Origin of the sequence: Terribacillus sp. DMT04 (assembly GCF_019056395.1) — a bacterium.
Taxonomy (GTDB): Bacteria; Bacillota; Bacilli; order Bacillales; family Amphibacillaceae; genus Terribacillus; species Terribacillus aidingensis_A.
Genome location: NZ_CP077639.1, coordinates 1,913,290 through 1,936,045, shown reverse-complemented (window position 1 = coordinate 1,936,045; position 22,756 = coordinate 1,913,290). Strand labels below are relative to the sequence as shown.

General features: G+C 43.5%; 30 protein-coding genes, 1 tRNA gene and 1 riboswitch. Of the genes, 18 read left to right on the top strand and 13 right to left on the bottom strand.

The genetic code is table 11. The features are described 5' to 3' along the window. The first annotated feature begins 44 nt into the window (after nucleotides 1–44). Nucleotides 45–722: an MBL fold metallo-hydrolase gene (locus KS242_RS10265; RefSeq protein WP_371747532.1), complete on the top strand. Its 678-nt coding sequence runs from the start codon at nucleotides 45–47 to the stop codon at nucleotides 720–722. A gap of 37 nt (nucleotides 723–759) precedes the next feature. On the opposite strand, the gene KS242_RS10260 is transcribed toward KS242_RS10265, so the two are convergent. From KS242_RS10260 to comGA, 8 genes are all read right to left on the bottom strand, one after another. Further along, a tRNA-Gln gene (locus tag KS242_RS10260) sits at nucleotides 760–830 on the bottom strand. A gap of 36 nt (nucleotides 831–866) precedes the next feature. Then, the gene (locus KS242_RS10255; protein WP_217321274.1) at nucleotides 867–1,235 is read right to left on the bottom strand and encodes a hypothetical protein; all 369 of its coding nucleotides are present in this window, start codon (nucleotides 1,233–1,235) and stop codon (nucleotides 867–869) included. After that, nucleotides 1,210–1,620 (bottom strand): competence type IV pilus minor pilin ComGF, encoded by a 411-nt coding sequence (gene comGF, locus KS242_RS10250; protein WP_217321273.1) that lies wholly within the window; start codon nucleotides 1,618–1,620, stop codon nucleotides 1,210–1,212. Before comGF ends, KS242_RS10255 begins: the two co-directional genes overlap by 26 nt. Beyond that, entirely contained in the window at nucleotides 1,604–1,927 is a 324-nt protein-coding gene (locus KS242_RS10245) for a Clp protease/crotonase-like domain-containing protein (RefSeq protein ID WP_217321272.1), read from the bottom strand. Before KS242_RS10245 ends, comGF begins: the two co-directional genes overlap by 17 nt. Beyond that, the gene (locus tag KS242_RS10240) at nucleotides 1,911–2,354 is read right to left on the bottom strand and encodes a type II secretion system protein (RefSeq protein ID WP_254391872.1); all 444 of its coding nucleotides are present in this window, start codon (nucleotides 2,352–2,354) and stop codon (nucleotides 1,911–1,913) included. Before KS242_RS10240 ends, KS242_RS10245 begins: the two co-directional genes overlap by 17 nt. Continuing rightward, nucleotides 2,338–2,649, bottom strand: a complete 312-nt coding sequence (comGC, locus tag KS242_RS10235; RefSeq protein WP_217321270.1) for a competence type IV pilus major pilin ComGC — start codon at nucleotides 2,647–2,649, stop codon at nucleotides 2,338–2,340. The genes KS242_RS10240 and comGC overlap by 17 nt, the downstream gene beginning before the upstream one ends. 15 nt (nucleotides 2,650–2,664) lie before the next feature. Continuing rightward, entirely contained in the window at nucleotides 2,665–3,729 is a 1,065-nt protein-coding gene (locus KS242_RS10230) for a type II secretion system F family protein (protein WP_217321269.1), read from the bottom strand. After that, nucleotides 3,629–4,684 (bottom strand): competence type IV pilus ATPase ComGA, encoded by a 1,056-nt coding sequence (gene comGA / locus KS242_RS10225; RefSeq protein ID WP_217321268.1) that lies wholly within the window; start codon nucleotides 4,682–4,684, stop codon nucleotides 3,629–3,631. Before comGA ends, KS242_RS10230 begins: the two co-directional genes overlap by 101 nt. A 192-nt stretch (nucleotides 4,685–4,876) precedes the next feature. Between comGA and KS242_RS10220 the strand changes: the two genes are divergently transcribed. Further along, complete coding sequence (locus KS242_RS10220) at nucleotides 4,877–5,044, top strand: YqzE family protein (protein WP_077308704.1); 168 nt, start codon at nucleotides 4,877–4,879, stop codon at nucleotides 5,042–5,044. An 18-nt stretch (nucleotides 5,045–5,062) separates the two neighbouring features. Here the strand turns inward: KS242_RS10220 and KS242_RS10215 are convergent, their stop codons facing one another. Together KS242_RS10215 and KS242_RS10210 are read right to left on the bottom strand one after the other, a co-directional pair. Continuing rightward, a complete protein-coding gene (locus KS242_RS10215; protein WP_217321267.1) occupies nucleotides 5,063–5,902 on the bottom strand; it encodes a YqhG family protein in 840 nt (279 codons plus the stop codon). Further along, nucleotides 5,895–7,550 (bottom strand): DEAD/DEAH box helicase, encoded by a 1,656-nt coding sequence (locus tag KS242_RS10210; protein ID WP_217321266.1) that lies wholly within the window; start codon nucleotides 7,548–7,550, stop codon nucleotides 5,895–5,897. Before KS242_RS10210 ends, KS242_RS10215 begins: the two co-directional genes overlap by 8 nt. A 198-nt stretch (nucleotides 7,551–7,748) precedes the next feature. Next, nucleotides 7,749–7,837: riboswitch (glycine riboswitch) on the top strand. Between the two features lie 156 nt (nucleotides 7,838–7,993). On the opposite strand from KS242_RS10210, the gene gcvT reads away from it, so the two are divergent. The 3 genes from gcvT to gcvPB are packed head-to-tail and all read left to right on the top strand — an operon-like array spanning nucleotide 7,994 to nucleotide 11,913. Beyond that, nucleotides 7,994–9,094 carry a glycine cleavage system aminomethyltransferase GcvT gene (gcvT, locus tag KS242_RS10205; protein ID WP_217321265.1) on the top strand — a complete coding sequence of 367 codons (1,101 nt, stop codon included), beginning with the start codon at nucleotides 7,994–7,996 and terminating at the stop codon, nucleotides 9,092–9,094. A 13-nt stretch (nucleotides 9,095–9,107) separates the two neighbouring features. After that, nucleotides 9,108–10,460: an aminomethyl-transferring glycine dehydrogenase subunit GcvPA gene (gcvPA, locus tag KS242_RS10200; RefSeq protein ID WP_217321264.1), complete on the top strand. Its 1,353-nt coding sequence runs from the start codon at nucleotides 9,108–9,110 to the stop codon at nucleotides 10,458–10,460. Further along, nucleotides 10,450–11,913 (top strand): aminomethyl-transferring glycine dehydrogenase subunit GcvPB, encoded by a 1,464-nt coding sequence (gene gcvPB, locus KS242_RS10195; protein WP_217321263.1) that lies wholly within the window; start codon nucleotides 10,450–10,452, stop codon nucleotides 11,911–11,913. The genes gcvPA and gcvPB overlap by 11 nt, the downstream gene beginning before the upstream one ends. A 36-nt stretch (nucleotides 11,914–11,949) precedes the next feature. Here the strand turns inward: gcvPB and KS242_RS10190 are convergent, their stop codons facing one another. After that, entirely contained in the window at nucleotides 11,950–12,336 is a 387-nt protein-coding gene (locus tag KS242_RS10190; RefSeq protein ID WP_077308716.1) for a rhodanese-like domain-containing protein, read from the bottom strand. Nucleotides 12,337–12,529: 193 nt separating this feature from the next. Between KS242_RS10190 and mntR the strand changes: the two genes are divergently transcribed. Both mntR and KS242_RS10180 read left to right on the top strand, forming a co-directional pair. Continuing rightward, nucleotides 12,530–12,949 carry a transcriptional regulator MntR gene (gene mntR / locus KS242_RS10185; protein ID WP_217321262.1) on the top strand — a complete coding sequence of 140 codons (420 nt, stop codon included), beginning with the start codon at nucleotides 12,530–12,532 and terminating at the stop codon, nucleotides 12,947–12,949. 91 nt (nucleotides 12,950–13,040) lie between these two features. Next, nucleotides 13,041–13,928 carry a patatin-like phospholipase family protein gene (locus tag KS242_RS10180; RefSeq protein WP_217321261.1) on the top strand — a complete coding sequence of 296 codons (888 nt, stop codon included), beginning with the start codon at nucleotides 13,041–13,043 and terminating at the stop codon, nucleotides 13,926–13,928. A gap of 14 nt (nucleotides 13,929–13,942) precedes the next feature. On the opposite strand, the gene KS242_RS10175 is transcribed toward KS242_RS10180, so the two are convergent. Together KS242_RS10175 and KS242_RS10170 are read right to left on the bottom strand one after the other, a co-directional pair. Then, entirely contained in the window at nucleotides 13,943–14,356 is a 414-nt protein-coding gene (locus KS242_RS10175; protein ID WP_217321260.1) for an SA1362 family protein, read from the bottom strand. A gap of 43 nt (nucleotides 14,357–14,399) precedes the next feature. Continuing rightward, nucleotides 14,400–15,344, bottom strand: a complete 945-nt coding sequence (locus tag KS242_RS10170) for a DUF1385 domain-containing protein (protein ID WP_217321259.1) — start codon at nucleotides 15,342–15,344, stop codon at nucleotides 14,400–14,402. A gap of 115 nt (nucleotides 15,345–15,459) precedes the next feature. Here KS242_RS10170 and KS242_RS10165 point away from each other — a divergent pair, with 115 nt between their 5' ends. The 11 genes from KS242_RS10165 to spoIIIAG all read left to right on the top strand — a co-directional run bounded on the left by KS242_RS10165 (nucleotide 15,460) and on the right by spoIIIAG (nucleotide 22,745). Next, a complete protein-coding gene (locus tag KS242_RS10165) occupies nucleotides 15,460–15,939 on the top strand; it encodes a YqhR family membrane protein (RefSeq protein WP_217321258.1) in 480 nt (159 codons plus the stop codon). An 84-nt stretch (nucleotides 15,940–16,023) separates the two neighbouring features. Further along, complete coding sequence (aroQ, locus tag KS242_RS10160; protein WP_217321257.1) at nucleotides 16,024–16,452, top strand: type II 3-dehydroquinate dehydratase; 429 nt, start codon at nucleotides 16,024–16,026, stop codon at nucleotides 16,450–16,452. Between the two features lie 17 nt (nucleotides 16,453–16,469). Continuing rightward, complete coding sequence (locus KS242_RS10155) at nucleotides 16,470–17,531, top strand: M24 family metallopeptidase (protein WP_217321256.1); 1,062 nt, start codon at nucleotides 16,470–16,472, stop codon at nucleotides 17,529–17,531. Nucleotides 17,532–17,556: 25 nt separating this feature from the next. After that, entirely contained in the window at nucleotides 17,557–18,114 is a 558-nt protein-coding gene (efp, locus tag KS242_RS10150; RefSeq protein WP_077308733.1) for an elongation factor P, read from the top strand. 116 nt (nucleotides 18,115–18,230) lie between these two features. Continuing rightward, nucleotides 18,231–19,145 carry a stage III sporulation protein AA gene (spoIIIAA, locus tag KS242_RS10145; RefSeq protein ID WP_217321255.1) on the top strand — a complete coding sequence of 305 codons (915 nt, stop codon included), beginning with the start codon at nucleotides 18,231–18,233 and terminating at the stop codon, nucleotides 19,143–19,145. Continuing rightward, nucleotides 19,142–19,654: a stage III sporulation protein SpoIIIAB gene (gene spoIIIAB, locus KS242_RS10140; RefSeq protein WP_217321254.1), complete on the top strand. Its 513-nt coding sequence runs from the start codon at nucleotides 19,142–19,144 to the stop codon at nucleotides 19,652–19,654. The genes spoIIIAA and spoIIIAB overlap by 4 nt, the downstream gene beginning before the upstream one ends. A 22-nt stretch (nucleotides 19,655–19,676) precedes the next feature. After that, nucleotides 19,677–19,883: a stage III sporulation protein AC gene (gene spoIIIAC, locus KS242_RS10135; protein WP_038561221.1), complete on the top strand. Its 207-nt coding sequence runs from the start codon at nucleotides 19,677–19,679 to the stop codon at nucleotides 19,881–19,883. 10 nt (nucleotides 19,884–19,893) lie between these two features. Further along, nucleotides 19,894–20,286 carry a stage III sporulation protein AD gene (spoIIIAD, locus tag KS242_RS10130; RefSeq protein WP_077308739.1) on the top strand — a complete coding sequence of 131 codons (393 nt, stop codon included), beginning with the start codon at nucleotides 19,894–19,896 and terminating at the stop codon, nucleotides 20,284–20,286. A 13-nt stretch (nucleotides 20,287–20,299) separates the two neighbouring features. Continuing rightward, nucleotides 20,300–21,475, top strand: a complete 1,176-nt coding sequence (gene spoIIIAE, locus KS242_RS10125) for a stage III sporulation protein AE (RefSeq protein WP_254391684.1) — start codon at nucleotides 20,300–20,302, stop codon at nucleotides 21,473–21,475. Between the two features lie 11 nt (nucleotides 21,476–21,486). Beyond that, nucleotides 21,487–22,107, top strand: coding sequence for a stage III sporulation protein AF (gene spoIIIAF, locus KS242_RS10120; RefSeq protein WP_217321253.1), 621 nt, complete (start codon nucleotides 21,487–21,489; stop codon nucleotides 22,105–22,107). After that, on the top strand, nucleotides 22,104–22,745 hold the full coding sequence (gene spoIIIAG, locus KS242_RS10115) for a stage III sporulation protein AG (protein WP_217321252.1): 642 nt from the start codon (nucleotides 22,104–22,106) through the stop codon (nucleotides 22,743–22,745). The genes spoIIIAF and spoIIIAG overlap by 4 nt, the downstream gene beginning before the upstream one ends. Nucleotides 22,746–22,756 lie beyond the last annotated feature (11 nt).

Sequence of the window (22,756 nt, the reverse complement as noted above, 5' to 3'; positions counted from 1 at the left end):
CTGGTTTCCTGCTATACTGATAAGGAAAAGTTTGGCATGCTTCCATGGTTGCTTGCCGAGTCTTTTCAGAAGATTCCAAATGGAAAGGAGCTGGCGAAAAAATGCAAATACATACATTAAGTCTAGGACCCATGGGGACAAATTGTTACATAGTAGAAGCGAAGAATGAGTGCCTTATCGTCGACCCAGGTGGAGACAGCGTGAAATTAATCGAGTGGATTAAACAGAAGGAATTGCGTCCACAGGCAATCTTGCTGACACATGCTCATTTTGATCATATTGGTGCAGTAGATGATGTCCGAGATGTTTATCATATCCCGGTATATCTGCATGAGGAAGAAGCAGATTGGCTTGGAGATCCCGGTAAAAATGGATCAAAGATGTTTCCTGTTAAGCAAATTACGGCAAGAGATTGTGATGAAACATGGAAGCTTGGCGATATGCAGGTTGATCATTTTCATTTTGAAGTTCGTCATACGCCAGGACATTCACCTGGCAGTGTCTCTCTCGTATTCCATAAAGAAGGATGTGCTATCGTGGGGGATGCTTTATTCCAACGCGGGATTGGTCGTACCGATTTGTACCGCGGTGATTTACCTACGCTAATGACTAGCATTACTGAACAGCTTTTGACGCTGCCGGAAGATACTGTCGTTTACCCAGGTCATGGGCCGACAACAACAATAGGCGAAGAAAAAGCAAAAAATCCATTTTTAACATAAGAAAAGATCCTGCACAAACTGGTGCAGGATCTTTTTACTGGGCTAGCTGGATTCGAACCAACGATAACGAGACCAAAACCCGCTGCCTTACCACTTGGCTATAGCCCATCAGTACATCTATTATTGTGTACAATGCTGGACGAATTATACATCAGCTGGATATATTTTTGTAAATTCGAGGGGTTCAGCATTTTTATCTGCTTGTACAACATACATAACGAGTATTTGCTGCTCTTTTTTGTTGGCTGTAATCAATGCAGTTACTGCTTGATTAGTAATTGTCCATTTTTCTTCGTCTGCATCCAAATGAGGGAGATAGTGCTGTTCAACGGTTTGCACTGCAATGGAGATAGCTTGCTCCAATCTGTATTGTTCAAATAACAGGTCGGTTGATTTGACATTGGTTTGAAGCAGCAAGGTGCCTGAAGTAAGCAGCAAAAGAAAGAATGCAGTAACAAATAGCAGAAATGGATGCAGAAACCCCCTTTCATTGAATAGAAAGTCGTTTTTCATATAATTCATCCTTATTTGCTTTAATGGTTATGACAATAGTGTCACCATGCTGCATGACCTTCCAATCCTTTATACGGTGCAGATAAACTTCGTGTCCTTTGCCATTCACTTGCCTGCGAATCATATTTTTATATTTCTCGAAGACCGCTGTTTGCCCTTGCTGGTTTTGAATATATAATTTACCATCTTCTGCTTTTATATTACTTCCTTTATAAATCTCCAGGGAGATAAAGTACAGGCCTTGTCTTATTGATACAGCCTCTGCGTTAGGTTCGTGCTTTAAAGGAGTCAATAGGAGCGGAAGTGAGGAAACAATTAAAACAAGAACCCCTAAGCTAATCAATGCTTCTAATAACGTAAACCCTTTATCATTCGAGATACCCATATAAGCAGCGCCTCTCATTACGTTCTTTTGCCGTTATCTCCATACAACCTTTTTTTAGGCCATCTTCGTTTGTAAAGCGGAGAGAAATAGTAAAATCATCTTCAATTATTTCTTGATTGTTTGGACTGTTTTTTGCTAATTCATTTTGAAGTAAACTGTAATAGTAGGAACGCTTTTCCTGTAGATGCAGCTCTTTTTTATAATCCAACAGTAAAGGCAGCAGCAAGGTACATAAAACAATGAATATTGCGAACGCAATCAAACTCTCCAACATAAGGAAGCCTGCTTGATCAAATTTCTTCTTCATAATAGCCTCGTGCTTTCCCGAGTGGAAAAATAAGCATCTCTGTTCCGTTTGGTGTATCCATTAAAAAACTGCCTGCTAAATGTATCGAACCATATTTACTGAATGAAAAATTACCAGCGTGTGTGTAGGTGCGAATGCGAATGTTATCAGGTATAGGATGTACCAAGATATTTTTCTCGTCTCGGGCAGAGTAGATTTCATATCTGTCTTTTTCCAAGTAAAGTTTTGCGGAGTGATCGAACTGGTTATATTGCTGGAGAAACAATAAATCTTGTTCAAACTGCTTTTTAAATTGCTTCACTTCTGCCTCCTCTAGCAAATGCTGGTTTACACCTGCACCAATTGCAATCAAGAGAGAAGCAAGTCCGAGGACAATGGTTAATTCTAGTAAACTGAATCCTTGTTCTTCTTTAGGAAGTTGGCACATCAATTAAAGAAACCTCACCGGCAGAGCTGATTGTGAGCTGACGCTTGCCGCCTTGACACGTACTTTCAGTCAAGTAACCGTCTTCTAACTGAGAAATAGATGTCGGTGCTGTGCCATGGTCAATCCGATATGTTTCAACTTGGCTTTCGGCTAATTTTACAAGGGCTTCACAGCCTTCTGATTGCACGTGTTCATTTTTATCGGCTAAATTGGGAACAATTAGAATCATCAGCACAGAAATGACTAGCAGGACAATAAGCATTTCAATTAAAGTAAATCCTTTTTCATTCTTCATGATTATCCCTCGCTTCTATAATGTATGAACCATTTGAAACATCGGAAGCAGCAGTGACAAATAAACAATAATAATACATAGAGCCATAATACAAAGCAGTGCAGGTTGAAGAAGGTGTAGGACCGTTTTCATATTCTCTTCCATTTTAGAAGTCGTAATTTCGGCATACATAAGTAAATCTTCTGCTTGGGAATCAACATCTTCTTGCGTGCGCAAAATATTCTGAAGCTGTGCATCCAGAAGCGGGTAAGCAGGAAGGCATTCGGTTAGCGTATGACCGGAGGTGAGCTGATGAAGTAAGGAACTGCAATACAATTGGAGGATATCATGATAATGCTGCTTACTTAGCAGCTGCAGACTTTCGTAAAAAGATAGACCTGCGGTGAGAAGGTTGCCTAGCTGAATAGCAAATTGAAAACTAGTTTGTGTGCGAAAAATCCGGCTTATCAGAGGAAGCTTTTCCAAATATGGACGTTTCTTTGCGGCCGTCCAGTTTCTTCGGATGTACCTTTGAAATAGGAAGGAACAAACAGCAGCAATTGCGAGAAGAAGACTTCCAATGAGCAGCAAATTGACAAGACCAGAGAAGAAACGCAGAAGATCTGCTGACTCAGCTGAGTAAGTAAAGAGGTTAAGAAAAGAAGGGTAAACATATAGCTTCACAAATAGCAGCAGCATAAAGATACTGGCCAGCAGAAACAGTGGATAACGGGTAACCTTCTTAAACTTGTTCAACTGCTGCATTTGTTTTTGTAAGGTACCGTAACTCCTGGCAAGGGCTTCTTCCAGATTGCCATCATGATGTGCAACGTATAGATGAATAACAATGACTTCCGAGAAGCGGGCGAAAGAAAAAGCTTCATCCAGTCTCATCCCTTGCTGCAGTCCCGCTTGCAGCTTTTTGGTAACAGCTTGCCATTGCGGCTGCCAGTGGAGAAAATCCAGCGAACGCGCCATATCATATCCTCGTGTTCGCAGCCTATGGAGCTGCTTTAGAAACTGTATTTGCTGCTCCGTAGATAGAAGCTTGTCTGTCTTTTTGATTGTGATCCATTTCTTCTTTAACGAAACCGTATGCATAGGCTTTCCTCCTAAGTTCAGCGAAAGTCAGGAAAGAAGACGTTGAACGCTGTAGCAGGCAATGTATTTGCTGGGCATTTGCTAGTTCCATAATAGCGGCACGAGACTGATACGGCTGCTGAATCGAAAGTAACTCCAGTGAGGCAACACCAATTAGCGTGTGCTGGAGATCTGCCATCGGAATTCCCATTTCTTGCAAACGATGAATAGCGCCTGCTGCATTTCGTGCATGCAAGGTGCTGATGACGAGATGGCCGGTGCGTGCTGTTTCAAAAGCAAAGCTGGCGGTAGATTCATCTCTTATTTCGCCAATCATTAACACATCTGGATCATGGCGAAGTGCTGCTTTCAATCCTGCTTGGTACGTGAGTCCAGCTTTCTCATTCACCTGTACTTGCAGTAAATTGTCCATCTTTTTCTCGATAGGGTCTTCTAACGTAATGGCTTGGCATGCTTTGCTGCGAAGCAGATCTTGGAGAATAGCATACATCGTTGTTGTTTTACCGCTGCCAGTTGGCCCAGTAAACAATATAATGCCTGTCCGCTCCGTTAATAGATGCCGCAGTAACTGCAATTGAAATGGAAAAAGGAAAAGTTTTTCTAGCATGGGGGCATCACTTTGAGGCAGAATGCGAATGGCTAAGCTTTCTAACTGTTTTAGGGGCAAGGTAGATAATCGAAGTGAATAGTGCTGCTGGCCTTTATACGTAAATGGCATCGCTCCATCCTGGGGTTTTTGCATTTCTCCAATATCCATGCCGCTAATAAATTTGTAATAAGCAATCAGCTTTCGAAATGTTAACGTAGAGATGCGGTTTGCAAGAACTCTTTTTCCGTGAATCCGCATGTAAACATTTGTTTCATTGGTATCTGGTGTGAAATGAATATCAGATGCTTGCTGCTCAATTGCTTTTTCCATTAAACTTTCTGCAATCACGGAAGGACTTTCCTGCATGAGCATCACCTCCTTTGAGCATACAATACTCGAAAGACAATAAGTTTGTCACCTTATGAAATGAACCGTTTCTATGGTACTCGCATGGTAAAAATGTTAATTTTAATAACAAAACATGCCGTTTTACCATTCTGGTATAGAGGAGAACGAAATTGGTTACCCTACAAGTAAAAGTAAGAAGGGGTACTGTCTATGTCTTCGAATGATTACTTCCGATTCGTGACCCAGGAACTGGTGAAAAAAATGGATACACCAAAACCTGAAAAGAAGCTAAAAGAAAAGGAAAAACATCAGCTGCACGGAAAGTGGTTCGGTGTCTTGCCGTTCGCATTTAAACTATTATTCCGTCGCAAAAAGTAAGAGGCCCGAACGCTACGTTCAGGCCTCTTTCCTTTGAAGCAGCTGCCGGGTTGTATCTTCTGATAAGTAAAAGATGCCGGCATTAATCGTTTCGATGTGGATGGTAGGCGTTAGCCGCCGGCTTAAGGCTGCTAGCTCGTTATCGTATAAAGCTGCTCGTTCTTGCCGAATTTCCTCATCCTGTTCTTCTTGGCTGCTTGGATCAAAAAAGTGGGCTAATAAACTTTTTTCTTGTTCGAGTACGCTAGTCGTTTCCGTCACCCAGTCTGTGTCAAGTGTATCCAAATACGCTTGCATGTAGCTGCTGATCCGCTGGTAGCCGCTCGGGTAGCGGATAATAGGGGATAAGCAGTAGCAATGATCACTAATCTGCTGCTTGAAATCTACCTCTGTAAAGTTTTCCATTGCATTGGTCATGAATTGCCCGTTTAAGAGCTGCAAACCGACAGAGTGCGTTTCCGTTCGTTTGCGTTTACCGGAAAAATGCACACTCATGTTGCGGATTAGCCATGGATATAAAGCGGTCCTGGAATTGGTGTCTAGTTTCTCATAAAGCCGGGCCACTTGAGCAGAAGAGCGAATAAGACGAAAAATTTGATGCAGACGTGGACTGCCAAAATGGATTTGCTCTGCTTTTTCGGCTGTCTGTTCTGGATCCGTTAGCAGAGTGAGCTCCATTGGCTCGCCTTCTTGTCCGAGCTTCTTTTTATAACGCCAATAAAAGGGGCGGTTCATCAATTCTTCATCCAGTGCAGGTGTAAGCTGAATGCGAAGCAAACCGTCGTTTTCCTCTAACAGCTGACAGCCATTTGAGACAAAGAACTTGCGCAGGAATTGATGCAGTATATGTCTATCCATGCATTTTACTCCTTTCGAGCTGCTCGCCAGTTTCGCTGATCACGGCAGTCAGATTATCAAGCTTCACTTTGATTTCGCCGTCTGACCTGGAATCAGCGAAAATACGTTTGATTTCTTTTTCCATATCCGACACTTGCAGTTCGGCAAGAATGTGGTCTAGATTGCCAATAACTCGTTCAAATAGATTGATCTTTTTATATAACAATTCAAGAATATGTGCTTCTAATGTATCTCGCACAGCAAAGTTATAGATTTGGACGTCATTTGCTTGGCCAAAACGGTGGATTCGTCCAATGCGCTGTTCCAGCCGCATCGGATTCCATGGCAAATCATAGTTAATCATATTGCTGCAAAATTGCAAGTTGATTCCTTCGCCGCCAGCTTCAGTAGCAATTAATACTTGAGCATGTTTCTCAAACAATTCGCGCATCCAATCTTTTTTACCTGCTTTAAAACCGCCGCGGAACGGAACGGAAGAGATGTCATGCTGCTTTAACATCCATTGCAGATAAAACTGCGAAGCGCGATATTCGGTGAAGATGATAAACTTTTCTCCCGCCGGTGCTGCTTTAATGAGTTCAATCACTTTCAATGCTTTGCTGTGATGAGGCAGTTTTTCAATAGCTTGCATGAGTGGAAGATACACATCGCTTGATTGCGGATTCTCCTCAACCATTTTCTTCATCGACAGATAAGCTGCTTCTCTGGAACTGCATAGTTCACGAAGCAAAGTGATTCTAGCGAAAGTGGCAGCGGCGCTAGTAGTGTCTTGCATCGTATCGTAAACGTCTCTTTCTGCATCTTCAAAATCAATCCAAACGGTCTCAACTTTCCGTTTCGTCCACTGAAGCCCTGTGTCATCGCGGCGATTGCGGACCATCACTTTACGAATCAGCTCTTTTAAATAATGATGCTGCTCTAAATCATTGCGGTCGTCTCCGTATGTATCTTTGAATTGTTTGTAACTGCCTAAGTAACCAGGCTTCAAAAGAGATACAAGGTTATAAATATCGCTAAGCTTATTTTGTACAGGTGTAGCGGTAAGAAGCAGGCAATATTTCTTTTTTAGTGATTGAATAAAGCTATAATTCTTTGTTCGGCTGTTTTTCAATTTATGTGCTTCATCAATCAGTACAAAATCATAATCTTGTTGCAGAATGATTTCCCTGTGCGGCGTACGTTTTGCTAAATCAATGGAAGAGACAATCACATCATAATGTTCCCAGACATATTGCTTGCGCTGTGAAGCAGCAGGAATATGGAATTTGCTGTTCAGCTCATTTACCCACTGATTAACAAGCGATGCAGGAACGAGTAATAGAACCTTTTTTACCAAACCGCGAATCATCAATTCCTTTAACACAAGTCCGGCTTCAATTGTCTTTCCAAGACCAACTTCGTCCGCCAGGATTGCGCGGCCATTCATGTCTTCTACAACCCGTCGGCTTGCTTCCAGCTGATGGGGGTGAAAGGTCATATGGGGAAGATAGCCAGGTGCGACTAAACCGGTAAATGTATCAATATTCGTTGCTTTAGCAGCTGTGTAGGCCATTTGGAAATGTTCCCATGACACTGTTTCTGCTTCTTGCTGTACAATATCATGCATCTTTTCGATGAATAATTGATCATCTTTTACATGCGTCTGCATAATGGTTTCATCTCCTTATTCTTCGGAGTTTCAGAGGAAAAACTATAAAAAGATCGACACTTTCCCAAAATGTTGTGTTATAATGATGCTGAAACCAAACATTATTCAATAAATTTATTAGAATGTTTGGATTTTGCTTTTTTAATAAGTTGATTGTCTGTTAGTATGCCCGCGTTTTCCTAATTTCATAAATCGCGAGTGAATGTTGGAGGAGAGACCGCGTTTATGCGGCGCCGAAGGAGCAAATATTGAGTGAATCTCTCAGGCAAAAGAACTCCAGCACGACGCAACTCTGGAGAGTGCTTCCGCGGAAGCCACCCAAGAAGCAATTATCGTCTCTTGACGACTAAGAAACTTTCTGGTAAATGGACAGAGCCCCTCAAGCAGTATTTGAGATGGGCTCTGTTTTTATGTTGCGAGGTACATAAGAGAGGAGAAGGATGATGAGTGAGTTGAAAAGAACACCAATTTATCCTGCCTATCAGGCAAACAGCAAGACAATTGATTTTGGCGGTTGGGATCTGCCTGTTCAGTTCAGCGGCATCCAAGAAGAGCACCATGCAGTTCGCAAAACAGCTGGCTTATTCGATGTATCTCACATGGGTGAAATACTTGTTCATGGACCGAATAGCAAGGACTTCTTGCAATATGTTTTGACGAATAATATCGAACTGCTCGTTCCAAATAAAGCACAATACAGTATGATGTGCTATGAAAATGGCGGTACGGTGGATGATCTGATTGTATATATGCTGGACGAAAATCAGTATTTGCTAGTCGTGAACGCTGCAAACACAGAAAAGGATTACCAATGGCTGCTTTCGCATAAGCGTGATGGCGTAGAGATTGAAAACCAATCAGCAGCTTATATGCAAGTTGCTTTACAAGGACCACATGCGGAGAAGATTTTGCAGCAGCTTACGGATGAGAAATTATCGGAAATTTCATTTTTCCGTTTTGCTTATCCAGTTCAGCTAACTGGTGTCGAGGGAGAATTTTTGATTTCCCGTACCGGTTACACAGGTGAAGATGGCTTTGAAATTTATGGACCGGCTTCTAGCGGCCAGGCTGTCTGGGAAAAGTTGCTGGAGGCGGGAACGGCGTTTGGTCTTAGCCCAGTAGGTTTGGGAGCCAGAGATACACTTCGCTTTGAAGCAAATTTACCTTTGTATGGAAACGAACTGACAAAGGATATTTCGCCAATTGAAGCAGGTATTGGGTTTGCTGTGAAAACGAACATCGACGCTGACTTTATTGGCAAGGCAGTCTTAAAAGAGCAAAAAGAGAACGGAACAGCAAGAAAGCTTGTAGGCATTGAGATGTTGGATAAAGGAATACCGCGTCATGGCTATCCAATTTATGCCGGCGAAGAACAAATAGGTCACGTAACTACAGGAACCAAGTCACCAACGCTGGATAAATCGATCGGACTGGCGCTGTTACGTACCGATGCAGCCAAAGGAGGTGACATCGTCAACGTGCAGATTAGAAAGAAACGGCTGCAAGCCAAGGTTGTTACACTACCATTTTATAAGCGGACATAGGGGGATATTAGCCATGGATTTCAGATACTTACCGATGACAGAGCAAGATAAGAAAGACATGCTGCAAACGATAGGTGTAATGGATACCGAAGCGCTTTTTGCAGATATTCCAGATGCAGTACGGCTTAAGAAGCCCCTTCAGATTAAGGAGCCAAAAAGTGAAGGCGAATTAAAAGCAGAACTTGCCATACTGGCCAATCAAAATGTGACGATGAAAACACATGCATCCTTCTTAGGTGCGGGCGTGTATGATCATTACATTCCTTCCATCGTCGATCACGTCATTTCCAGGTCGGAGTTTTATACAGCTTATACACCGTACCAGCCGGAAATATCGCAAGGCGAACTTCAAGCTATCTTTGAGTTCCAAACGATGATTGCCGAACTGACAGGAATGGATGTGGCGAACAGCTCGATGTATGATGGCGGAACGGCACTTGCAGAAGCTGCAACATTAAGTGCTGGTCACACCAAAAAGAAAAAGATTATCGTATCGGAAGCCGTCCACCCGGAATCGCGACAGGTAATTGATTCTTACTGCAGAGGGCAGCACTTGGAAGTAGTCACAATTCCGCATCAAGACGGTGTAACAGATTTAGAAGCACTGCAAGAAGCTATCGATGAGGAAACTGCGAGTGTCATTGTGCAGTATCCGAACTTTTTCGGCCAAGTAGAAGCACTAGCGGACATTCGTACGATGCTTGATACACAGCCGAAAGCAATGATGGTTGTTTCCAGCAATCCGCTAGCACTAGGCTTCTTAACACCACCAGGTAATTTCGGAGCTGATATCGTTGTAGGTGATACTCAAGTGTTTGGTATACCCGCACAATTCGGCGGGCCGCATTGCGGTTATTTTGCCAGCTCAGCTAAATTGATGCGAAAGCTGCCTGGACGACTGGTCGGACAAACAAAGGATGAAGAAGGAAGGCGCGGATTCGTCTTGACGCTGCAAGCACGTGAACAGCATATCCGCCGAGACAAGGCAACATCCAATATTTGTTCCAACCAAGCGCTGAATGCTTTGGCTTCTTCTGTGGCAATGAGCGCATTAGGGAAACAGGGCTTAGCTGATATGGCTTACTTAAATGTACAAAAAGCGCAATACATGAAAAAGCAGCTTGAAGCACACGGGCTGGAAATTGTGTTTCACCATAGCTTTTTCAACGAAATTGTTTTCAAAGTAACTGGTGATATACAAGCTTTGCAAGATCATCTATTGGCACAAGGGTTTATCGGGGGGTATCACTTGGGACGGACGGATGATCGAATGAAAAACTATATGCTAGTCGCTGTGACGGAGCAGCGTACAAAAGAACAGATTGACACATTTGTAAGAGAGGTGGCGGCTTTCCATGCAAAATAAAACTGATTTCCCGTTGCTATTCGAACTTTCTCAACCTGGAAGAACAGGATATAGCTTGCCGCCGCTTGATGTACCGGAAACGGACACAACAGAAGCATTTGATTCGGCATATATCCGCACAGAGCCTGCAGCACTGCCTGAGCTGAGTGAGTTGCAAATCATCCGGCATTATACGGCATTATCAAGAAGAAATTACGGCGTCGATTCGGGTTTTTACCCACTTGGTTCTTGTACGATGAAATACAATCCGAAGATAAACGAAGATATTATTCGGATGGACGGTTTCAGTCATGTACATCCGTATCAAGATCCAAAAACGGCGCAAGGTGCGCTGGAGCTGATGTTTGATTTGCAGGAACAGCTCAAGGAAATTACCGGCATGCACGAAGTGTCCTTACAGCCAGCAGCTGGTGCACATGGCGAATGGGCTGGTTTAATGATGATTCGAGCACTTCACGAAAAGAACGGGGAGACACAGCGTACGAAAGTGATTGTACCGGATACCGCGCACGGTACAAATCCTGCTTCTGCTACTGTAGCAGGTTTCGAAGCTGTCACAGTGAAATCAAATGAACAGGGACTTGTGGATTTGGCTGATTTAAGGCGTCTTGTTGGAGAAGATACAGCTGCATTGATGCTGACCAATCCAAATACACTTGGACTTTTTGAGAAAGATATTTTGGAAATGGCTGAAATTGTACATGAAGCTGGCGGAAAACTTTATTATGACGGTGCCAACTTAAATGCCATTATGGGCTATACCCGTCCTGGCGATATGGGCTTTGATGTGGTGCATTTAAATTTGCATAAAACATTTACCGGACCGCATGGAGGCGGCGGCCCAGGTTCCGGCCCGGTCGGTGTTTCTGAAGAACTGGCTGCCTTCCTGCCAAAACCTGTTGTCCGCAAACAAGATGGCATCGTCATACTTGATGACAATCGTCCCGAATCAATCGGGCGGGTGAAGCCTTATTACGGAAACTTTGGTATCAATGTACGTGCTTATACGTACATTCGGACGATGGGGCCAGAGGGACTGAAGCGAGTGAGTGAATATGCGGTTCTGAACGCCAATTATATGATGCGCCGCCTTAGTGAAGTATTTGAATTGCCTTACACACAGCATTGTAAGCATGAGTTCGTGCTGTCAGGGCGCAAACAGAAAAAACTTGGGGTGCGTACACTCGACATTGCCAAACGATTGCTTGACTTCGGGTATCATCCGCCGACCATTTACTTTCCGCTGAATGTAGAAGAGGCATTGATGATTGAACCGACCGAAACAGAAGCTAAAGAAACACTAGACAGCTTTATAGATACGATGCTGGAAATTGCAAAAGATGCAGAAGAGAATCCAGAAATTGTCCAAGAAGCCCCATATACAACGATTGTAAGCAGAATGGACGAAACAACAGCGGCTAGAAAGCCTATTCTGCGGTATATTCCAGAATAAAAAAAGAAGCTTTGCACCAGCGTGCAAAGCTTCTTTTTAGTCGCCTTTTCGTTTGATCTTACCGCTCCAGGCTTTGAAACCGCCTTTTAGCTGATTAAGATCTTGATATCCTTTTTTTCGCAGAAGCGCTGCAGTACGAACAGTACGGGTACCATTCTGGTCATACATGTACACAGGCTTGTCCTTGCGAATCTCCGCTAAGCGATGACGAAGCTGTGTAAGCGGGATATTCCGGGCACCGAGAATGTGTCCGCCGTCGAACTCTTTCGGCTCACGAACATCAATCAATTGCGCTTTCCGGTAGCCTGCTCTGAACTCTTCTTCTGTAAGAGTTTTCAAATGTCTCTTTTGAATAAAGTAGCGGATTACACTAAACGCGATGAATACGACCAGTGCAATGCCGATAACTAGTACTGCTTCCATGTCATTTCCCCCATCTGCTGATACTCCAACTTCCATTATAGCAAGCAGGCGCATAATTTCAAAGATTTTTTCGTCACGCTGCTGGAGAAGTAACTTTTTTGTTCGCGGTCAACATTGTTGGCTTGTTTGTCCACTGGAAAAGGTGTATCATGTAAAGATGTAGAATGGCAGTGGATTCGAATGGAGGAGTTTTATGCCTACCCCAAGTATGGAAGATTATATCGAGCAAATTTACATATTAATGGAACAAAAGGGATACGCCCGCGTGTCTGATATTGCTGAGAATTTACAAGTTCACCCATCCTCTGTTACGAAGATGGTCCAAAAACTGGACAAGGATGAATACTTAAAATATGAGAAATACCGCGGTTTGATATTGACTGATAAGGGAGAACAAGTCGGTAAACGGCTTGTATACCGTCATAAACTGTTGGAAGACTTCCTGCGTATTATTGGCGTGGAAGAAAAAAATATTTATCAAGATGTTGAAGGAATTGAACATCACATGAGCTGGAATTCTATCGATCGCATCGGTAATTTGGTTCAATATTTCCAAGAAGATCAGGATCGAAAAGAAGCGCTCATTAAAATTCAGCAGCAAACAAAGTCTTAAGCAAGGCCATCCATTATGGGTGGCTTTTTTTTGTTCTAAATAACCAGCTCCTTGCTTACGTATAAGTAAAAAGTCATCTTGGAGTGTGCTTATGAAAATAGACGGTGTTTTCTCAGGAGGCGGCGTAAAGGCATTTGCTTTCATTGGGGCGGTGCAAGCGGTAGAAGAAGAGGACTATATATTTGAAAACATTGCTGGCACATCTGCTGGAGCCATTGTTGCCGGGTTGCTGGCAGCAGGCTATAGCGGAAAGGAAATGGAACAGCTGCTGCAGGAAACAGATATCAGCAAGTTTACTGACCCAATTAAACTGACAAAGTATGTTCCGTTCGCTAATTGGCTGACGCTTTATTTTAAAATGGGGCTGTATAAGGGAAATGCATTGGAAAGATGGTTGTATGAAGCATTAGCTAAAAAACAGGTTTATACGTTTCACGATGTAAAGCCGAGAGCGTTAAAGGTCATTGCAGCGGATGTCACGCTAGGCAGATTGATCGTATTTCCTGATGACCTGGCCGAAACATACGGGATTGATGGGGATAGTTTTCCGGTAGCACGAGCGATACGCATGAGTGCGGGTATTCCTTACATCTTCATGCCTAGCAAGCTGCTGTATAAAAACAAAAAGCGCAGTTTGCTGCTTGATGGAGGTCTGCTCAGCAACTTCCCGCTTTGGACGTTAGAAGGAGAGGAACGAAGCCGAAAGCGGCCGATTCTAGGAATGAAACTGAGTGAATCAGTTCAAAAGTACCCAATTCAGAAAGTACATCAATCTTTAGATTTGTTTTATGCGCTGTTCAGGACGATGAAGGTAGCACATGATATGCGTCATATCAATCAGGACACAGCAAAAGATATCATTTTCATCCCAGTAGAAGGAGTGGGAATGGCAGATTTTGCAATCTCATCACTAGAAAAACAAAAATTAATAGCAGGAGGCCGGCAGAAGGCAGAACAATTTCTAAAGCGTTGGCCATAAAAAAAAGTCGGGCATCAGATGCTCGACTTTTTCCGTTTGTGCTTATTCCCTTCAATCACACGCAGCTGCGGTGAACGAGAACGATCCTTGCTGGAACGTTTTTTCCGGGCTGCAGATGCTTTCGTAATAGAAGCAGCTGATTTGGTTGTTTTTTTGGCAGGGGCGGTTTTTGGCTGCTTGTATTTCTGCTTCGATTGCTTCACAGCTTGCTTATATTTTTGCATATCGCTGCTGCTGCCACCTGTAGAACGGCCGCGTAAGCGTGTAAGGATGAAATAAAGCAATGCACCGAAAAGTACTGCACCTCCAACCCAAACGAGTACATTCTGGAAGAATGCAGCTGGATTTGTGACGAGCTGCATGCCGATTCCGATGACAGCAAAACCGACTAGTACAAAAACAATAATGGAAGACCCAGATTTACGCAACCCATTTTCCTCCTTTCCGTGTCTGACTGCCGACACGGTTTCGTTATCTTACTATCTTTATACCACTATTCACCTGTAAAGAATCATTTTCGAGCACTTTTTTAAAAGAAGCTAAAGCAACTTCTACTTGATCATCTTTTGGTTCCTTTGTTGTAACCATCTGCAGCCAGAGACCTGGATAGCCAAGAAACCGCAGTACTGGTATACCGCGCATTTTGTTTGTCAGCTGCAGTACTTCAAATGATAGCCCAATTACGAGCGGCAGCAGCATGATACGGTTTACCATACGCCACCATAATGGATCTGTCGCAACAAACATGTACACAATAACACCGACAATGACGGTAAACAGCATAAAGCTTGATCCGCATCGGTAATGCAGGCGTGACTGTTTTTGTACATTCTCCACCGTTAGCGGAAGTCCGTTTTCATAACAGTTAATAACTTTATGCTCTGCACCATGATATTGAAATACACGTTTTATCAAAGGTGTAAGTGATACGAGATACACGTAAGCAAGCAGCAAGATAAGCTTTAATAACCCTTCTAAAGCAACCTGCTCAAACCGAGAAGGCAGCCACTTATCGAAAAAGTCAGCTACAAGTGCTGGTGTGAGTGTAAAAATCAGTTTTCCGAAAATAAAGGAAAGCACGCCTACTGCTCCAATTCCAATAACCATTGCGAGCTTGGATTTCTTCTCTTCCGGTACAATTTTTTCATCGTCCGCTGGATCAACACCATAGCGTTCCGAGGAAAAATTTAAATGCTTTGTGCCATTAGCGCTGGCATGGATTATTGCTGCGATGCCCCGTATAATCGGTATCTTTTTCCATTTGGTCCATTTCGAATTTTCTTTTCGTTCGACGGTTAGATAATCAATACTGTCGTCATTTCTGCGAACGGCTGTTACGAAGCTGTTTTTTCCCGCAAACATGACACCTTCGATGACGGCTTGCCCGCCATACGTATTGGTTTGTTCATCTGACATAATTTCACCAGCCTCGTTTCGATTTCCTTCTATTTTACTAAAAAAATACAGATAACACTAGGTAGCCTGATAAAAAACGCGCAACTTAGGCAAACTACCTACCGAGGTGAGACTTATGCAGCAAAATCGAAAAGCAGCATCACGTTTTAATTTAAGCGATATGGTAACAGGGTTTATTGGCGGTGTGCTCTGGTCAACAGTGGCTTGGCTGGCTTACTTTTTTCACTTTACCGATTTATCGGTTGCAGACTTTGTTTTGCGTTCATGGATTTGGATGCCATGGGCTGATTCGTGGGCAGGAGAACTAATCAGTATTTTGCTTGTCGGAATTTTATCCGTACTAGTCGCTTTCCTTTATTACGTTTTCCTGAAAAAATCGCAAGGCATTATTCCTAGTATTCTTTTCGGTGTCGCACTTTGGGTGCTTGTCCAAATCGTACTTGCTCCAATCATCTATGGAGTGGACAGCGCATTTCATGCAGACCGAAATGCAAATATCACGACAATGTGCTTGTATTTGCTTTATGCTGTGTTTATCGGGTACAGCATCAGCTATGAATACCAGCAAAGCCAAGCCTATCAGGACAAGACGTAAGCATTTCGAATTTTCAATCACAAAGCTATCTTCTTGTGTTACACTATGTGAAAGTTAAAATAATGTAACCAAAGGATGAAGAAAGTGAATCGCTTAATGTTGATTAATGGACCCAATTTGAACTTGCTCGGCACAAGGGAGCCTGGCATCTATGGAAGTCATACACTTCAAGATGTAGTAGCAGAAGTAAAACATGTGACGGACGACTTTGGATATGAACTGGAAGATTTTCAGTCCAATCACGAAGGTGCTATGGTTGATAAGATCCAAGAAGCTGGCCGTACGTGCAGCGGGATCATCTTAAATGCGGCTGCTTACACACATACGAGTATCGCAATTCGAGATGCGATTGCAAGTATTCCGGTACCAGTAATCGAAGTGCATATATCCAATATTCATACCCGTGAGGAGTTTCGTCATCATTCGATGCTGGCTTCTGTATGCAAGGCACAAATCGTCGGTCTCGGTATTAAAGGCTATCGGTATGCAGCCTTAGCATTGCTGGAGAAATAAGGGAGAGGAAGAAACAGATGGAGAAATTGGAGAAACTGCGAGCTTTAATGGAAAAGAAAAATTTAGATGCGCTCATCGTAACAAGTGCGCAGAACCGCCGATACATATCAGGCTTTACCGGAAGTGCGGGGCTGTTAGTCATTACAAAGGCAAAACAGCTGTTTATAACAGATTTCCGTTATATGGAGCAGGCAGCGGAACAGGCGCCGAGTTTTGAACTTATTGAGCACAAGCAATCCATTGTGCAAGAAGCAGCTGACCAGCTGCAGCAAGCTGGTGTACAGCAAGTGGGCTTCGAACATGAAGATGTAACCTTCGCTTTATATCAGCAGTTCCAGCAAGCAGTGAAAGCTGAACTGGTTCCGGCATCTGGATTGATCGAAGAATTGCGCTTGATTAAGTCAGAATCAGAACTTGCTATTATGAAGACAGCAGCAGAAATTGCTGATGCTGCGTACACGCACATTCTTACCTTCGTCAAACCAGGCATGAAGGAAATTGACGTATCCAATGAACTGGAGTTCTTTATGCGTAAGCAAGGTGCAACAGAGTCGAGTTTCGATACAATTGTTGCTTCCGGTTATCGCTCGGCACTGCCGCATGGCGTGGCGTCCGGCAAAGAGATTCAAAAGGGTGAATTGGTAACACTGGACTTTGGTGCTTTATATAATGGTTATTGCTCTGATATTACGCGAACTTTTGCTGTAGGCGAGATAAGTGACAAATTACGCGAGATTTATGATATAGTACTAGAGGCGAATCTTCGAGGAGTAGCAGGCGTGAAACCGGGTATAACTGGTAAAGAAGCCGATGCGCTGACACGAGATTATATTACGGAGAAAGGCTACGGCCAATACTTCGGGCATTCTACAGGGCACGGCCTTGGGATGGATGTGCATGAATCACCGGCGCTGTCCTTCCGTTCTGACACTGTATTAAAGCCGGGAATGGTCGTTACAGTTGAACCTGGTATATACATACCGGAAGTTGGCGGCTGCCGGATTGAGGATGATCTCGTGCTGACTGCAGATGGCAGCGAGCGTCTGACGTTCTCCACTAAAGATTTAATCACTTTGTAATTGCCGTTTTTGAAGGAGGAAAACAATGATTTCAGTAAACGATTTTCGTACGGGCCTTACTATCGAAGTAGATAACGGTCTTTGGCAGGTACTTGAATTCCAGCACGTAAAACCTGGTAAAGGTGCAGCTTTCGTACGTTCTAAATTGCGTAACTTGCGTAATGGTAACATTCAAGAAAAAACTTTCCGTGCCGGAGAGAAAGTATCTCGTGCTCATATCGAACATAAGAATATGCAGTATCTCTATTCTTCTGGAGATACACATACCTTCATGGATACAGAAACATTTGATCAGCTGGAGCTTCAAACAGCTCAAATCGAGTATGAATTGAAGTTCTTGAAAGAGAACATGGAGATCAGCGTGATGACATTCGGCGGCGAAACACTTGGTGTTGACCTTCCAAATAACGTTGAATTGAAAGTTGTAGAAACAGAACCGGGTATCAAAGGCGATACAGCAAGCGGCGGTACAAAACCAGCCATCGTTGAAACTGGTTTAAGTGTACAAGTACCATTCTTCGTTAACGAAGGTGATGTATTAATCATTAATACATCTGACGGTAAATATGTATCTCGCGGATAATAGCGAGCAAGCCTCTTCCCCCCAAGGGAAGGGGCTTTTTTTTGTGCATAAACAGTTATGCAGCACATACATTACAGTATGGGCAACTTGTCCAATCAAAGCTGAGGTGAGCAGCAATGAAAGAAATCCAGAAACTGTTTCGGCCGCTTATTCAATCCGTGCTGTCAGAAAGGATTGGGAGTCGCTGGGACACGCTGCAAGAGATTCGATGCCGAACTGGTCAGCAGCTTGAGTTATGCTTCGACGACGAGACCGAGTGGGTAGAAGCGCCGATTATGGATGCAGCGGATGCGCGATATTTGCTGAACCAATTGAGCGACTTTTCTTTATATGCATTAGAAAATGAACTGCGGGAAGGATACATCACCATTGCAGGGGGGCACCGAATTGGACTGAGCGGGCAAGTGAATACCGAAAGAGGCACGGTAAAGGCGCTAAAGCATATCTCATCTTTTAATATTCGAATCGCCAAAGCGAAACCAGGTGCTGCGAAAACAATTATGCCAGCGCTTTACGATGCAGCAGGCAATTGCCGTCACACCCTTCTCATCGGACCGCCTAAGTCCGGTAAAACGACAATTCTTCGGGATATCGTTCGCTCGTTATCCACCGGCTGGCAGCATTATCCTGCACTGAAGGCAGCTGTTGTAGATGAGCGCTCCGAAATAGGAGGCAGTATCAACGGCGTACCGCAGCATGATTTAGGCAAAAGAACGGACATTATGGATGCTTGCCCGAAAGCAGAAGGGTTAATGATGCTCATTCGCTCTATGTCGCCAGATGTCATTATAGCAGACGAAATTGGCAGTGAACGAGATGTACAAGCCTTACTGGAGGCACTAAATGCAGGTGTGAAAATCGTCTGCAGTGTGCATGGTGATAGCTTGGAAGCTATTCGAAGCCGGCCTTCACTCCGGCCATTATTTGAGCAAGGAATTTTCGAAAGAATTGTTATTTTAAAGAAAGATCGGACGCCTGGTGTCGTACAAGCAATTTTACGGACAGCAGAATTAGAAGGTGTACGAAGATGAAGGTAATCGGCGCGCTATTAATATTAGTTGCTGCCACGTGGACTGGCTTTGAATTATCCAGGAAGCTGCAACAGCGGCCAAAACAAATACGTCAGCTGGTTAGCAGTTTGCAAGTACTTGAAGCAGAAATTCTTTATAGCCAAACGAGTATTATTGAAGCAAGTGATAAATTGGCCGGCCAGCTGCCAAAGCCTATAGGAGCTTTTTTCCGGCTGCTTGCTGACAATTTGCAGCTGCAGCCTGCCAGGCTTTATGACTGCTGGGAAGAGACAACTGAAAGCTGGATTAATGGCACAGCATTGAAACCTGCTGAAAAAGACATCTGGCTGCAATTCGGTCAAACATTAGGGCAGCATGATTTTGAGCAGCAGCAAAAACATATCCAGCTGGCAAAAACACATTTGGAACGGGAGCTGCTTGACTCAGAGGAAGTGAACCAGCGTTATGGAAAGATGGTGCGGAATCTTGGCTTCCTGACAGGACTGCTGATTGTGCTGCTGCTCATCTGAACAAGAGGAGGATAAGGCCGTTATGCTCGGAGAAGCAATGATTTTATTCCAAATAGCCGGTATTGGTATGATCGTTGCCATCATCCATACGGTGCTAAAGCAAATGGGGAAGGAAGAAATTGCGCAATTCACGACTTTGATGGGATTCATTTTAGTTCTGCTCATCGTATTAGGGAAATTATCAGAACTATTCCAGCAAATCAAGTCGGTGTTCTTATTCCAGGGATGAGGCGATCGGAATGGATATTATTATAGTCGTATCCATCGGCATTGTAGCAAGCTTGCTTGCACTTATTGTCAAAGAACAAAATTCATCAATTGCTTTCTTTGTCGTCGTAGTTACAGGAATCATTATTTTCTTGTTCGTCCTGCAAAAGATTACTGGCATTCTGTTGTTAATTGAACAGCTGGGCGAACGAGCAAATGTAGAAGGTCTTTATATCAAAACAATATTAAAAATAATCGGCATTGCCTACATCACGGAATTCGGAGCACATTTAACTCGAGATGCCGGATTGTCGGCGATTGCTGCCAAAATAGAGCTTGCCGGTAAGATTATTATCATTACGGTGGCCATACCGATTCTGACAGCAGTCATCGAGACGATCCTGCATTTTATGCCGGGCGGATAAGGAGCTGGATACGTTGAAACGCTGCTTGGTAGTCTTTTTCGTTATGCTGACCTTATTTTTTTTTCCGGCATCCGTTGTTGCCCAAATGAATCAGCCGGAAGAGGAACAGGCTGCCATTACCGCATTTGAAAACCTTCCCACAGAAGAATTAACTGGTTATTGGGAGATGCTGTCAGATAAGTATGGCGATTATATTCCAGAGTTGGAAAAAGGGTCATTGCTCGAATTCATCCAGAACCAGGGAGACTTGTCGATTGAGTCTTGGCTGAAAGGGCTTTTCGAATATCTTTTATATGAATTACTGCTCAATGGCAAGCTGTTAGGCACTTTAATACTGCTCTCTTTGTTCAGCAGTATTTTGCAAACCATACAAACAGCTTTTAATAAAGGATCCATCAGTAAGGTTGCGTATCTGATTGTGAGCATGGTCTTGCTGACACTTTTATTGAATAGCTTCCGTTTATCGGTAAATTACGCCATGGAAGCAATTAACGGAATGAGCGACTTTATGCTTGCGCTTATTCCATTGCTGCTCGGATTAATGGCATCCTTTGGAAGCTTAACTGCTGTAGCCTTTTTTCATCCCATCATTGTTTTTCTCATCCACGCAAGCGGTCTGTTGATTGCCAAAGTCATCATTCCGCTGTTCCTCATGAGCGCGCTCTTACATCTGGTGAGTACCATTAACAAAGAATACCCAGTTACCCAGCTTGCTGATTTATTGAAGAACATCGCACTTTGGCTGCTGGGCATCTTTTTCTCCGTCTTTCTTGGCGTTATTTCTGTGCAAGGAGCAGTAACAGCAGTTCAGGACGGCGTTGCCATGAAGACTGCTAAATTTGTGACAGGGAATTTTATTCCTGTCATTGGTCGGATGTTCACAGACGCAACGGATACGGTACTCAGTGCATCACTGCTCCTGAAAAATGCGATTGGCATCGTTGGTGTGCTGATTGTCTTGGCTATCGCATTATTTCCGGCAATTAAAATACTCGCCATTGCATTGATTTATAAACTAGCGGCCGCTTTGCTGCAGCCGCTCGGTGACGGACCAATTATTAAATCAATGCAGGTGATGAGTAAATTCATTCTTTACATTTTCGCTTGCTTGCTCGTCGTTGCTTTTATGTTTTTCATTGCAATCGTCATCATCGTTGCTTCAAGCAATGTCACATTAATGCTGAGATAGGAGCTGGTCACTTGGAAGCTTTACAATCCTGGGTGATGCAGATCATCCTGTTCATCCTCCTTGCGATTGTGCTGGACATGGTTATGCCGGATACCGATATACGAAAGTACACAAAGTTAGTAATGGGGCTTATTTTGCTCTTAATCTTCATGAAGCCTGTTTTCGCTATTTTCCAGGTTGACTCTACAAAAGCTGTGCAAGAGGCTATGTCCGGGTTTGCTGCATTAACAGAGACGCCTTCCTTAGAAAATTCGATTGAAGAGAAGAAAAGTGAAATAGATTCTGCACAGCGTGCATATATTGAAGAACAGATGGCTGTCCAATTAAAGGACCAAGCAAATCAAACACTGCAAGAAAAATTCCAAATGCAAATTACAGACATCGCAGTTGCCTTTAAGGAGGGGGAGAATGAAGAAACGGCTGAAGCAATTGAATCTATCACAGTAACGGTGCAGGATTCCGGTCAGGAGATGCCAGAGGGGGACATTCGTGATGTCGTCATCGACAGTTCCAGCCCGATTGAGGATGACAAACAAACAGAGGATATGGAAAGAGTGAAATCTTATTTATCTGAACTCTGGGAGCTTGAGAATCTGCCGCTTGAGGTCACCCAAAAAGGGGGGACAGGATGAAAAAACTACTAGACAAGCTATCTAATCAATGGAAGCTGAAGGATTCCCAGAATAAGAAACCGACCAAACTTGGCTATCTCGTAATTGTTGGACTTCTTGGTACATTGCTTCTGTTAGTTAGCGGATTATTTACCGAACAGAAGAGCCAGACTGGCCCGGCAGCCCAGCAGCAAGCCCCGACAACACCAGCAGAGTCAGAAGAAACATTTGCTAAGAAAGAAAAAAAATCTTCTGGTTCCGCATCTGATTTGGAGGCTGCTTATGAGCAAGATTTAATCGGTTTATTGGAAAAAATAAAAGGGGTTTCCGAAGTGGAAGTGATGGTGAACTTGAACAGCACCCATAAGAAAGTGTACGAAAAGAATTTAATTATTGGTCAGCAAACTTCTGAAGAAACCGATCAAAATGGCGGAGAGCGTGTCGTCGAGGATGAAAACGAAGAACAGCAAGTCGTCCTTGTCAGACAAGGAGACCAAGAGGTGCCGCTGCTCGTTGAAACAAGAAAACCTGAAGTAAGAGGCGTGCTTGTTGTTGCGAAAGGCGCTGAGAAATCGACTGTACAAGAATGGGTAATCGAGGCAGTATCGCGCGTGCTGGATGTACCAACGCATCGAATTTCGGTAATGCCGAAAAACTAAGGGGGAATTGG

Bases quoted from the DNA above. Each gene is read 5' to 3' on its own strand.
- KS242_RS10170 (WP_217321259.1), bottom strand. From the start codon at position 15,344: ATGTCAGATGAACAAACCAATACGTATGGCGGGCAAGCCGTCATCGAA.
- KS242_RS10180 (WP_217321261.1), top strand. From the start codon at position 13,041: ATGAAAATAGACGGTGTTTTCTCAGGAGGCGGCGTAAAGGCATTTGCT.
- KS242_RS10245 (WP_217321272.1), bottom strand. From the start codon at position 1,927: ATGAAGAAGAAATTTGATCAAGCAGGCTTCCTTATGTTGGAGAGTTTG.
- spoIIIAA (WP_217321255.1), top strand. From the start codon at position 18,231: ATGAAAGAAATCCAGAAACTGTTTCGGCCGCTTATTCAATCCGTGCTG.
- efp (WP_077308733.1), top strand. From the start codon at position 17,557: ATGATTTCAGTAAACGATTTTCGTACGGGCCTTACTATCGAAGTAGAT.
- spoIIIAB (WP_217321254.1), top strand. From the start codon at position 19,142: ATGAAGGTAATCGGCGCGCTATTAATATTAGTTGCTGCCACGTGGACT.
- KS242_RS10210 (WP_217321266.1), bottom strand. From the start codon at position 7,550: ATGCAGACGCATGTAAAAGATGATCAATTATTCATCGAAAAGATGCAT.
- comGF (WP_217321273.1), bottom strand. From the start codon at position 1,620: ATGGGTATCTCGAATGATAAAGGGTTTACGTTATTAGAAGCATTGATT.
- KS242_RS10255 (WP_217321274.1), bottom strand. From the start codon at position 1,235: ATGAAAAACGACTTTCTATTCAATGAAAGGGGGTTTCTGCATCCATTT.
- KS242_RS10220 (WP_077308704.1), top strand. From the start codon at position 4,877: ATGTCTTCGAATGATTACTTCCGATTCGTGACCCAGGAACTGGTGAAA.
- spoIIIAG (WP_217321252.1), top strand. From the start codon at position 22,104: ATGAAAAAACTACTAGACAAGCTATCTAATCAATGGAAGCTGAAGGAT.
- gcvT (WP_217321265.1), top strand. From the start codon at position 7,994: ATGAGTGAGTTGAAAAGAACACCAATTTATCCTGCCTATCAGGCAAAC.
- spoIIIAD (WP_077308739.1), top strand. From the start codon at position 19,894: ATGGATATTATTATAGTCGTATCCATCGGCATTGTAGCAAGCTTGCTT.
- comGA (WP_217321268.1), bottom strand. From the start codon at position 4,684: ATGCAGGAAAGTCCTTCCGTGATTGCAGAAAGTTTAATGGAAAAAGCA.
- KS242_RS10240 (WP_254391872.1), bottom strand. From the start codon at position 2,354: ATGTGCCAACTTCCTAAAGAAGAACAAGGATTCAGTTTACTAGAATTA.
- KS242_RS10165 (WP_217321258.1), top strand. From the start codon at position 15,460: ATGCAGCAAAATCGAAAAGCAGCATCACGTTTTAATTTAAGCGATATG.
- KS242_RS10265 (WP_371747532.1), top strand. From the start codon at position 45: ATGGTTGCTTGCCGAGTCTTTTCAGAAGATTCCAAATGGAAAGGAGCT.
- comGC (WP_217321270.1), bottom strand. From the start codon at position 2,649: ATGAAGAATGAAAAAGGATTTACTTTAATTGAAATGCTTATTGTCCTG.
- KS242_RS10230 (WP_217321269.1), bottom strand. From the start codon at position 3,729: ATGCATACGGTTTCGTTAAAGAAGAAATGGATCACAATCAAAAAGACA.
- mntR (WP_217321262.1), top strand. From the start codon at position 12,530: ATGCCTACCCCAAGTATGGAAGATTATATCGAGCAAATTTACATATTA.
- KS242_RS10215 (WP_217321267.1), bottom strand. From the start codon at position 5,902: ATGGATAGACATATACTGCATCAATTCCTGCGCAAGTTCTTTGTCTCA.
- gcvPB (WP_217321263.1), top strand. From the start codon at position 10,450: ATGCAAAATAAAACTGATTTCCCGTTGCTATTCGAACTTTCTCAACCT.
- KS242_RS10190 (WP_077308716.1), bottom strand. From the start codon at position 12,336: ATGGAAGCAGTACTAGTTATCGGCATTGCACTGGTCGTATTCATCGCG.
- spoIIIAC (WP_038561221.1), top strand. From the start codon at position 19,677: ATGCTCGGAGAAGCAATGATTTTATTCCAAATAGCCGGTATTGGTATG.
- gcvPA (WP_217321264.1), top strand. From the start codon at position 9,108: ATGGATTTCAGATACTTACCGATGACAGAGCAAGATAAGAAAGACATG.
- KS242_RS10155 (WP_217321256.1), top strand. From the start codon at position 16,470: ATGGAGAAATTGGAGAAACTGCGAGCTTTAATGGAAAAGAAAAATTTA.